We start from the raw sequence: 11,144 nt of genomic DNA on the forward strand, positions 1-11,144 counted from the left end.
TGTGCCTGTCTCGCCGCTTGTTGAGGGTCGGCAGAAAGGTGAGAAAAGATTTTCTGCCGCTGTTGCTCAGCCGCATCCAGCCAGACAATTTGCGTGTCCGGGGAAAGGTTGACGGGGACGTGTTGGCTGTCAGTGTAAATCACCGTTTTGGCATGACTCGCTGACGCGGTCATCCATCCCAGCCAGAATAATAAGGTATAGCGCTTTCTCATTCCCACCTTCCCGTCGCTGAACACAGACGGCAAGCGTGCGGAAAAAATCCCGGGAAGTCAGCAAACAATTCTTTTTTGCATCAGATAAAAAAGATCCCTCACTTTCTCACGCTGTCCCCTCTCCTTTCGGACTGTACGGGGATCATAAAAAAAGAATGACATTAATTACATTAATCAATATGCAGATATAATAAGTCGCATTTTCTTATAACAAACTCATTTAATATAAACTTTCCACCCAAAGTGTCGATCAATAATGAATCGACACTTTAGAGAAAAACAAATGAAAAACAGAAAGGAATCGCTGTACCTGCAAGAACTGGCCTACCTGCAGGAGCTAGCCCGGCGTGTGGCGAAAGACTCGCCGCATCTGGCTGATTTTTTAACAGCCTCCCATGATCCCGATATTCAACGGACTTTTGAAGCTTTTGCCCTGTTGATTGCCCACTTACGGGATAAAGTCGAGGATGATTTTCCTGAAATTACCCACGGTATCCTGTCCCGCATCTGGCCGTCCGCCCTGAGTCCCATCCCGCCGACCACGCTCATGCAGTTTCATCCCACCGATGGCGAGCATCAGGGGGTGGTTGATATCCCGGCAGGCACGCCGATCTCCGCCGATGTCAACGGGCAGTTACTCACCTTTAACACCTGCCGTTCCCTGCATATTGAACCCCTGATTGTGTTGAACCGGGTCGTGAAAAAAACCGGCACACACAGCGAGATAGTGTTGACGCTCTGCCAGACGGGAACCCCTTCTCCCGTCTGGCAGAGCGGGGCATTGTCTTTTTTCCTCGGCTCAGACAGTGAACGGGCAGCCCAGTTAAGCCTGTGGCTGGATCAACATATCTGTGAGATGCGTCTGAACGCACAGGGAACGCAGCGAAAACTGAACAGTTTTCCTTATGGCTGGCACAACCTGTTCGATAATCCTCTCCTGCCGACGGGAAAACGCACGTATGCCGGTTTGCAATTACTGATGGAATATTATGCGCTGCCCCATCTGTATAATTTTATGACGGTAGACATCAGCAACAGTTGCTCTGAAGTCCCGTTAAATGCCGACGGCACCTTTGACCTCATTTTTCGTTTTCAGGGTGAACTGCCACTGGAAAATATCGGCGATGCCTTTATGCTTGGTTGTGTGCCTGCCCTGCATCTGGAAACCCTGACCAGCTCTCCCCTGCTACTGAGTGAAGGAAATCACCGTTATCCCCTGTCCCTTGGCGAGTCCGTGCAATTGTTCCGGCTACACGATATTCAGGTGGTTCAGCAACCCGATGCAACGCAGCAACGCGGGGACCCCTCCCGCTATCTGCCCATCGAACAGTTTATACCGTCTGCCCCCTGGCTGGCGGAAGACGACGAGCCTGAAACGTTTTACTACCTGTACCAGCGTGATTGTGATTTACTGGGCAGGCTCACACACCAACTGCATTTTTTTGACCTGACCGGCAAACCGGCTGAGTGCCTGCCCCCACTGAGCGTTGTTGGCGATTTTCTGGGTTACCACTCCCAGGCCATGACCTTAAAACAAGGCGAAATTACTGTCACACAGGAAGGGGCTCCGGCCCATCTCCGCGTACGCAATATTCTTCCTGTCACCCCCGATTACCGACCGCTGTTGCAGGATAATGTCGGCTGGCCGCTGATTTCCTGTCTTTCCAGCCCGCCTGCACTGTTATTCGCCACAGAAAGCCTGAAACATTTTCTCCGCCTGTTCGATCCCTACGCCGAATTCAATCGCCTGCTGAGCCGCCATATCCGACGGCATATCGACGGCATTGTCCGTGTGGAAGAACACCTGATCGACCGCCTGAAACGCGACCGTCCTGTCCGGGGGCATCGGGTGGGACTCACACTCAATCCCGACTGTTACCACAATCCGGGGGAAATGTACCGTTTCTGCCGGTTAGTCAGTGAGGCCATGGCGTGTTTTATCAGTCAGTCCACCTTCGTCAAACTGGATATTTATACCCCGGGCAGCAGTCATGTTCTGTGGGCGTTCCGGGAGGTCGACGGAACACGCGCAGAGATGTAGACCATCACCCATAACAACAAGGAGTACAACAAAACATGACGAATATCATGGATATGCTTCCCACCGCTAAAAGTGGATTACGCTTTACTTTTCAGATAGCAGGCTTGCCCGAAGGGACATTCAGTGTGGGGGAGTTTTCCCTTCAGGAAGGATTATCTGAGCTGTTTACCCTGAACCTGACGCTGGTCAGAGCCGGTAATCTGAATCCGTTTAAGCCACTGACAGAGATTAAGTTAACGTCGCTGCTGATGCAGGAAGCGGTATTGCAAATTTTTCACGGCCCATTGTTGCAGCGCAAAATCACCGGGATCATCTCCCACGCGGACTGGATCGGCACCGACGGCAATAAGACGCTCTATAGCGTCACCGTCCGCCCGGCACTCTGGCGTCTGACGCTGAATCAGGAGAGCCGTATTTTCCATCAGCAAAATGTGCCGGCCATTCTGAGTGGCTTACTGAAAAAACATAAAGTCCGGGCCGATTCGAAACTCTACGATCCCCATCAGGACAGAGAATATGTGACCCAGAAGCGGGAATCGGATTATGCCTTTTTCAGCCGCTTGGCAGCAGAAGAAGGCATCAGCTTCTGGTTCGAGGATGAGACCCTGTTTTTCAGCGACAGCCATTTAGGCATGACTGCGGGATTACCGTTGACTTACAGTCCGCAACCGGAAACCGCGCTGGGTATAGATACGATTTATCAGGTACGGCTGGGGGTCGGGATGAGTCCGCAGCGCAGCCTCCACAAAGATTTTAACTACGATAATCCCCGCTATCACCTCTCCCATATGCAAAGCAGCGAGGGGTTTCGTGATTTTGGCACCCAAACCCCCTATACCGTGTTTGAAAGTTACGGGCGTTTTCAGAAAGATGCCGCCGCCAAACCGTTTCTCAAATACCGCCATGATGCCCTGGATAACCAGAAACAGACCGGCAGCGGCAGCAGCAACTGCATCAAACTGATGCCGGGCAAAATCTTCGAAATCATCAGTCACCCACACCTGCCGCTCAATGCCCGCTGGCAGATTGTCGGTATCAGCCATCACGGTCGATGCCCGCAAGCACTGGGCGATAACAGTGGTGATGGCACAACGCTCAGTAATCATTTCAGCTTTATTGATGGTCTCGCCGACTGGCGTCCCCCGTTCCATTACAGGCCACAGGCCGATGGTGATGAAACCGCCACTGTCGTTGGGCCGGAGGGGGAAGAGATCTTCGTCAATAAAGACGGGGCCATCAAAGTGCATTTCCACTGGAACCGCTATGACAAGGCGGATGACGGTGCGTCCTGCTGGGTGCGGGTAGCACAGGGCTGGAACGGCAACGGTTTTGGCTTTATGGCCATCCCGCGTATCGGACAGGAAGTGATCATTTCCTATCTCAACGGGGATATTGACCGGCCGATTGTCACCGGCTGTGTTTATAACGGTCTGAACCGCCCGCCACTGGATTTACCGGCCCAGAAAACCCGTACTACTTTCAGAACCAAGACCCACAAAGGCAAAGGTTTTAATGAACTGCGGTTTGAGGATGCGAAAGGTAGTGAGGAAGTGTTTATTCATGCACAAAAAGACATGAACACCAAAGTACTCAATGATCGTAATACCCACGTGCTGGCGAACCACAGTGAAACGGTCGAAAAAAACCAGACCATTTATGTCTACGAACACCGGGAAGAGACCATTGGCCTGACAGATACACTGGATGTGGGTGAATCCTTATCCATTACTGCAGGCACAGTGATTGAGCTGCGCTGTGGCAACAGCGTCCTGCGCATGGACAAGCTGGGTAATGTCACGATTCAGGGGAATAACTTCCTGTTTCAGGCCAGTGATGCCATTCAAATCAGCGCACAGGACATTGACCTGAATTAAGGAGCTTTACGATGGAATTTAAGAATCTGACACCCTTTTCGGTCATGCACTACAAGATGCTGGATACCGAAGACGAAGAATATCATGTTGTCGCGATGAAAATCGTCTATCAGCTCCAGCCTGTCGGCAACGGACCGTATTATCAGGCCGTATTAACCGAGCCGTTCGGGGAGCTGGCATTGCAGGATGAATTCAGCGGTGAACTTAACTTGTCTTCTGTCCGGCTGGAAAGTGATCTGGCTCCCTTAAAACCGAAATGTGATGTGATTGTCAACGGGGTGGCCTATGCACCAGCGGGCATTCCGGCTGAAAGAGTCCCTGTCCGGTTACTCGTCACAACAGCGGATCGGCAACCCCTTATCGATAAAACCTTACTGGTGTGGGGAGAACGCGAGTTTCAACGTTCCCCAGAAGGGGAATGGCAACTGACCCCGCCGCAAAAATTCACGGAACTACCGATAGACTACCGGTATGCCTTTGGCGGCCAGTGTAAGATCTACGCAAATGATGAAGCCGCCGCTGCCGTGGCAGATGGATTCAGGCTGTCCGATGAGCAACGGGAACAGCATCCGGAAAAAGAAGAGGCTCCCATTGCCCATGCCACTTTCGAATACAATCCGATTGGCACGGGATTTGTCACACCGTGGTATGTGGAAGCGAAAAACCTTTCCCGTTATCCGGCTCCACGCCTTGAACACTTTGGTGCGCCTGTTACCGGGAAACACATGGACCAATGCACAGGGCAGCCGGCTGCCATGAAAGACCCCGGCTGCCTGCCGGCAGGGTTCGGTATAATTGGTCGTCCCTGGCTGCCCCGTCGCATAAAAGCCGGCACCTACGATGACACCTGGCTGAAAGAGCGCCATCCATATCTCCCCGATGATTTTGATTTCAGCTACTGGAATAACGCGCCGGAAGATCAGCAAATCGACCATCCGGATAATAATATCCGTATCAGCCTGTTTCATTTAACCCGTGAGGGCACACTGCGGGTGCAGCTACCGGGACATCGCCCTTTTATGCTGCTGAGAATGTTGAATGGCGAAATGTTACCTGATCTGATGCATCCGGATACCTTAATTATCGACAGCGAAGCCCTCACGCTCTCCATGACCTACCGCTACCACGCCGAGATTAACGACAGCATCCGGGTGATGGAGGCCCGGTTTGAGATGGATCCGGCTGCACCTCTGGTCAGGGTTGATTTGGGTGATGGCAGGGAGGTGCATTATGGCTGATAACTATTTCGCCCGGACAGCAGCCCAATGGATGGTCGTCAGCATTGTACCTGACGTATGCAAAACACCGATGGGTGCATCAACGCCCCCCATTCCCTATCCGGTGGTGGCCAAACTGGCAGACAGCTCTGTACCAGTCAAATCCGTGCGGACAAATGGCAAACCCGTGGTTGTCTTCGCCCAAAGTTTTGTGCCACAGACACTGGGTGATCAACCCGGCGTTGCGAATGGCATCAAAAGCGGCACAGTCGGGGGTAAGTGCCACCCGAAAGAACACTCAAAAAGTGTCCGGGCAGGCAACAAACTGCTGCTGCGGCATGGGGATAAATTCTGGATGAACGGCGCATAAGGAGACGGCGATGGTAAAAAAAACCAAAAAAGCACCGCTTACGGTGAGCGATAAACCTTTACTGGAAAAAAAAGCACGCAATGATGCTGCAACAGGGGAAGGCAATACCTTCGGTGAAATTGTCGGGCAACCTCCACAAGTCACTACTGCCCCTGCTGAAGCGAGCCCGGTACTCAAGCCCGGTACGCAGAACGAACAGAACTTTGCCAGTCAGGTATATGAAAGCGCCGTTGAAATGGGGAAGGGAGCGGCAAAAGATACCTGGAATTTTGGGGTGGATCTTGCGGAACTTGCATACCCTGCGGCCAAAATGGAAGCAGCACGTGATATGGAAGATGCCGCAAGGTGGCATGATATCCTTGGCAATAAAGAACAGGCTAGGGTGTTATCAGAAGCCGCTGAAGAGACCAGAAAAAGTACTGCCACCGACAAGTTTGATGACCTCAGAGTGACATTAGACAATTCAGATCAGGAGACCGGTGCACTACTGGGAGACCTGAACCCGAAAGGAGCTGTTAAAAATGTCGTCAAAGGGATCGTCGGAGGCATTAAGCATATCGGGAAAACCATTGAAAAAGTGACCGCTAAAGAAGGAAAGAAAAAAACGGTCAATAAGGTTGAAAAACCGAAGGAGAACACAGGAAAACCTGACGAACCAGAGAAAAAAGGCGGAAAAGTCAAAGGGGCTAAAAAAACTAAAGTTCCGTGTTTTAATCCTTATAACAGCAAACGCTATAAGCGATTAAAAACAGAGAAAGAGCGTCAGGCTTTTTTGAAAGAATATTCTGCACAACTGCGCAGACAGCAGGATGCGATTAATAATATGTCGCCTGAAGAGTTCAAATTGGCACGGGATTCTTATAAGAAGAATAAGCGGAATAGTCTGGCTGGGAAAGCACAAGAGGATTTCCGAAATGACACTAAAGAAGATATAAAAGGAAAAATATATGATAGTTTAAAAAACCGAGGAGTTCCTGCAAAAGAAGCGAAGAAAATATCACAGAAAAAAGCAGACGATATATTCGATGGATTGGCTGCGTTGCATGAACCTGATATGGTAGCAGGAGGGTATGGTCAATATGCACCTAAGAAAATGGGCGATAAAGGAATTAACAGCGCCATCGGTGGTAGCTGGAATGGAAAACGTATCAAATCACTTGATGATGCAGCTAAAGAAGCTCTGGACAATGGAGTGGGTGATGCCAAAATGAATGTACAATTAGAATTGTGTCGAGGTAAGGGGAAAAAGTGATGCGGGATGAAGATTTTGAGCTTTTCATTGAAGATATGGGAGAGGCCACTCAACACAGAGCAGTCCCTGACGAAGCCATAGATAAATGGCTGGGAAAACTGCCTGGGCAATTATTATATTATTGGAAACATGAAGGCTGGAACAGTTATAGAGATGGATTATTTAGCATTGTCAATCCTGATGACTATGAAGATATCGTTGATATGTGGTTAGAAGATACCCCATTCGAATCTATGGACTCTTATCATGTTATTGCCAGAAGTGGCTTTGGTAAACTTTATCTTTGTGGCGAACATACAGGAATTAATTTAACAATATCTTGTGTTTTTAACTCTATTAATTATTCGAAAAAAAGAGCATACAAGAAAGAAAAGAAAAAGTTAGACCAAGAAATATCCTCTTTCTTTGGAATAAAATCACCTGATGATTTTGATTTAAAAGGCAGTACAAAAACAGGTATTTTCTCCAAAGCTGTAGAAAAATATGGTCCATTAGGTGAACACGAAATCTTTGGTTTCGAACCTGCGATTGTATTAGGCGGTGAAATTAAATTAGAAAATATCAAAAAATTAGATATGCATATCCACCTAGATATTCTTCGTCAATTTGCAGATCCAGATATTCAAGAGATTTGATTATTTACTTTCTGATATTTATTGCTAAAGTGGCCGTACCTACAGCCACTTATTCCTCCTAAATAATTAGAGCGGTGTTAAATAGCACTACTTACTACACGCAAATCCTGTCATCGCCCAGCCATTTCGCATCCACCGATCTGTTTCTGCCCAAAACGCCCATTTTGCCTGATGCTCTGCGGAACCTGAACTGGCCGCCAGATAATCCGTGGAGGTCACATAAAAATCCCGCGTCCAGCCCTCATAAAGATAAAAATTCCCCCATTCCTCATATAACCGTTCAAGGGCATATTTGGAGGCAATCCGGCTGCCGAGTGACCGACAAATCTGTTTTGCATTCGAGTAAAAATCTTCCGTCAGGCCGGAGCGCTCAAACCAGGTGTGAACCGTCAAGGTCAGTGCGACCTGTTGCCCGGTCTCATCAGTGCCGGTGAGCCTGACTCCGTCAGGATTTTGTTGCACCGTCACCCCATCCCCCGATACCGTCACCGAGGGTGAATCACTCTGCCAGTTCACCCGGCCTGTATTGCCGGCCGTGACAAGGCGGAATTTTGCGCCACGCCAGAGTACGGAAGGCCCCCGGAGACCAAACGATTTCTGGTTGGCATTACCACCCTGGCTGTCAACGGCAACGGTATCAACCAGGCGTAACGGCAGGATAAATTCCACAGAGGAGACGACTTGCTGCTCACCAACGTCAGCAGTGACCGAAGCATGCCCGGCATGAAGACTGACAAGGATTGCGGTTGCATTTCCCTGACGGTCTGTCCTGTCTTCTGCAAAAATCATCTCGCCAAGATTTCCAGACCAGTCAACCGCTTTATCCGCAAGCCCCTGCCCATGAATATCGGTGACCGTGACAGTAAAAGTCACCCGATCTTCGCCATCCGCCGCGGCACGGGTTTTATTGGCCCGAATGGTGGATAACAGCACTGCATCAAACGTGACAACAGGGGCGGCCACTTTATTATCACCAACCCGGATCTGCACCTGATGCTCCCCTGCAAACGTACTCCTCAGCTGAACCTGCACTTGTCCCTGAGGGTTGGTTTGTGTCCGTTCTGAGGACAACACGCCATGATCTGTTTGCCAATTCACTGACTGATTTTCCACGGGTGATCCCAGTGAATCTTTCACCGTGGCCGTCAACACCACAGTATCCTGACCATCGCCTTTCGCCCGGACTTTGTCCACCGTGATAGCCGGTTTCAGCAAACGTTTAAACGTTACCGGGGCAGCATCAAGGTTTTTTCCCGCCACCTCGGCTTTCACCGTTGCCCTCCCTGCGGTGCGGCTGACTAACCAGGCTGTTGCCTCCCCCTGGCTGTTTGTCTGCTCTTGCCTGTCCAGCAATTGCCCGTTATCCGCTGACCATTGCACTTTACTGTTGGCAACGGGTTGCTCCGCTGCATCGCGCACGCTCAACGTATAAAGGATACTGTCCTGACCATCGGCAATCGCGGTTTGTTTGTCCGCCTGAAGCGTGTGCGTTAGCGAGGTAATAAAGCGGATAGGAGAAGACATTGCCGTTTCACTGCCAACCGCCACCGTCACTTCTGCATTTCCGGATACTTTGCTGGTTAAATACGCTGTGGCCTGCCCTTTCGCATCAGTCATTAATGACAAAGCGGATAACTGACCGAGATTGGTTTGCCAGCCAATGGCTTGATTCGGCACAGGTTGACCGTCTGCGCTTTTGACCGTTGCCGTCAGCATTACCCTCGCTTTCCCATCCGCCTTAACGTTATGCTTATCAACAGTAATTTCGGGTATCAGCACCGTATCAAACTGTACCGAAGGGGCAACAGCAACCTCTTCACCCACGGAAACACGTACCGCATGCAGCCCCTGCTGACGGCTGCGCAGCACGACCGATGCCTGCCCCTGCGTATCCGTATTCTGCCGGGTTTGGGACAATTCGCCTTTATCACTTGACCAGATAACGGCCTGATTGGGAATGGGAGTCCCCTCCTGATCGGTAACAAGGACGGTGTAACTTACACTGTCATGACCATCGGCTTTGGCCTGCGTTTTATTCGCTGTCACCTGCCATCGCTTTTCGGTCGGCAGACTCACTATCATGATTTCTGCCCGGCTGGAGCAGTTACCCCGGCTGTCGATGGCGATCCCCGAAAGCCGGACGGGGTTTTTCGTGATCTTCGGCAACCGTAACGTCACTTTCTCCGGCCGTTGATCAAGTACTTTCCCTCTTGCCTGCTGTAATTCAGCCGTATCCAGCTCTAAACGTGCCAGCGGATATTTGGACTGGATAACGGGAACAAAGGTCACTTCCTTGCCTTCATACCCATTAATGGATGCGGGGAAGACCAGTGTTATCATCGTCTGTTTCTGATAATCCAGCACCATATCGCTGCGTCGGTTCACAAAATCCAATTGGCTGGATCTCAGACTGCGCAGTGGTGCGACCGCGTTTGGATCAAATTGTTGGCTGAATGGAACACCCAACCGATAATTGAGGCTCAGGGTAAAACGGTTTTCACTGACACCTTGTTTACCCTGCCGAAAATCGGCGCCCAGTGTCACGAACGGCACGGGCGTGTAAGTCAGCCTGGCGGTGACACTGTACGGGTTTTTCTGGCGTTCTGATTCACCGAATAACGCGACTTCCTGTCCGTCATAGTGTTCATACTTCAACTGCCCGCCCCAGTGAGGAAAAGCAGGTAAATATGCTTCAGCCTGAATATCCCAGCCATTGGCGGGTCTTGCATCGAAATCTGTGAGCCGGGAGGGCTTCCAATGGGATAAACGCTGGTAAAGATTGGCAGAGAGTTTGACGTTATCGTGCCAGGCTTCTAACCCAAGACTATAACGGTGATGCTGCTCCGGCCACAACGCATCCCAGAAGATATTGGCACCCCATAACCCATTATCGTCGACATAACGATAGCCGAATCCGACTGCCGTTGTTGTCTGACCGTGGTGGGTTTTTACCCCGAGCTGACTGAATGCCGTACCTGAAACCGATTGATAAAAAGGCAACAACCCATCAAATGAAACGTCTTTTAACGAAAAGTGGCTGTCGAAAGGGAGTGTGAGACGGGCATTGCCATATTGGTTCAACCACGGTGTCAGTGTTGATGTGACCGCAGACGATAACTGCTGTGCAGCCATTGTTTTTGCCGCTTCGCTGGGTGACTGCGATTGAGTCAGTTGCCCCCATTGGGTGGTGATTTCAGCCAGTTTTTGTACCTGCGGGTCTTGGGTTTGTTCTTCTGGCATAGCCTGACCGGGAAAACTGAGTGACAGGCTTAACAGGCCGACAATTGAAGATTTCGCCCTGCTGAAGCGACGGGATTGGATTTTTTGCACCACGAATTGTAACCCTTTTCATTAATGCTGAAAGGGGTAACATGCCGAAAAAACAGCTTAAGTACCGCGCTTAATTCTTTTTTCGAACATGAAAATTAAACGACGGTCACCCATTGGATTCAAGACGTAATCCACGTACAATATCCATTTTTCTGGCCACCAACACCGCGGCTTCCAGTTCACTGCACTGGTACTCGCGCATTAATGCCCGCC

At 50.3% G+C, this 11,144-nt stretch carries 8 protein-coding genes; 6 read left to right on the top strand and 2 right to left on the bottom strand.

The window, feature by feature from the left end:
* A partial coding sequence (locus tag AAC147_RS01780; protein WP_047685105.1) for a DUF1525 domain-containing protein occupies positions 1-212 on the bottom strand: 212 nt, incomplete at its 3' end.
* A 283-nt stretch (positions 213-495) separates the two neighbouring features.
* Between AAC147_RS01780 and AAC147_RS01785 the strand changes: the two genes are divergently transcribed.
* The 6 genes from AAC147_RS01785 to AAC147_RS01810 are packed head-to-tail and all read left to right on the top strand — an operon-like array spanning position 496 to position 7,601.
* Positions 496-2,253 (top strand): type VI secretion system baseplate subunit TssF, encoded by a 1,758-nt coding sequence (locus AAC147_RS01785; protein ID WP_047685082.1) that lies wholly within the window; start codon positions 496-498, stop codon positions 2,251-2,253.
* 35 nt (positions 2,254-2,288) lie between these two features.
* Positions 2,289-4,127, top strand: a complete 1,839-nt coding sequence (tssI, locus tag AAC147_RS01790) for a type VI secretion system tip protein TssI/VgrG (RefSeq protein ID WP_047685085.1) — start codon at positions 2,289-2,291, stop codon at positions 4,125-4,127.
* An 11-nt stretch (positions 4,128-4,138) separates the two neighbouring features.
* On the top strand, positions 4,139-5,365 hold the full coding sequence (locus AAC147_RS01795) for a DUF2169 family type VI secretion system accessory protein (RefSeq protein ID WP_047685088.1): 1,227 nt from the start codon (positions 4,139-4,141) through the stop codon (positions 5,363-5,365).
* Positions 5,358-5,714, top strand: coding sequence for a DUF4150 domain-containing protein (locus AAC147_RS01800; RefSeq protein WP_047685091.1), 357 nt, complete (start codon positions 5,358-5,360; stop codon positions 5,712-5,714). Before AAC147_RS01795 ends, AAC147_RS01800 begins: the two co-directional genes overlap by 8 nt.
* A 10-nt stretch (positions 5,715-5,724) precedes the next feature.
* Positions 5,725-6,966: a polymorphic toxin type 15 domain-containing protein gene (locus AAC147_RS01805; RefSeq protein ID WP_052189751.1), complete on the top strand. Its 1,242-nt coding sequence runs from the start codon at positions 5,725-5,727 to the stop codon at positions 6,964-6,966.
* Positions 6,966-7,601, top strand: a complete 636-nt coding sequence (locus AAC147_RS01810; RefSeq protein WP_047685097.1) for a GAD-like domain-containing protein — start codon at positions 6,966-6,968, stop codon at positions 7,599-7,601. Before AAC147_RS01805 ends, AAC147_RS01810 begins: the two co-directional genes overlap by 1 nt.
* 87 nt (positions 7,602-7,688) lie before the next feature.
* Here the strand turns inward: AAC147_RS01810 and AAC147_RS01815 are convergent, their stop codons facing one another.
* Positions 7,689-10,934 carry an Ig-like domain-containing protein gene (locus tag AAC147_RS01815; RefSeq protein WP_047685100.1) on the bottom strand — a complete coding sequence of 1,082 codons (3,246 nt, stop codon included), beginning with the start codon at positions 10,932-10,934 and terminating at the stop codon, positions 7,689-7,691.
* Positions 10,935-11,144 lie beyond the last annotated feature (210 nt).

Source organism: Xenorhabdus sp. NBAII XenSa04 (assembly GCF_963866145.1).
In the GTDB taxonomy this organism is placed as follows: domain Bacteria; phylum Pseudomonadota; class Gammaproteobacteria; order Enterobacterales; family Enterobacteriaceae; genus Xenorhabdus; species Xenorhabdus indica.

Coding starts and splice junctions, on each gene's coding strand:
- AAC147_RS01800 (WP_047685091.1), top strand. CDS start 5,358: ATGGCTGATAACTATTTCGCCCGGACAGCAGCCCAATGGATGGTCGTC.
- AAC147_RS01805 (WP_052189751.1), top strand. CDS start 5,725: ATGGTAAAAAAAACCAAAAAAGCACCGCTTACGGTGAGCGATAAACCT.
- AAC147_RS01785 (WP_047685082.1), top strand. CDS start 496: ATGAAAAACAGAAAGGAATCGCTGTACCTGCAAGAACTGGCCTACCTG.
- tssI (WP_047685085.1), top strand. CDS start 2,289: ATGACGAATATCATGGATATGCTTCCCACCGCTAAAAGTGGATTACGC.
- AAC147_RS01810 (WP_047685097.1), top strand. CDS start 6,966: ATGCGGGATGAAGATTTTGAGCTTTTCATTGAAGATATGGGAGAGGCC.
- AAC147_RS01795 (WP_047685088.1), top strand. CDS start 4,139: ATGGAATTTAAGAATCTGACACCCTTTTCGGTCATGCACTACAAGATG.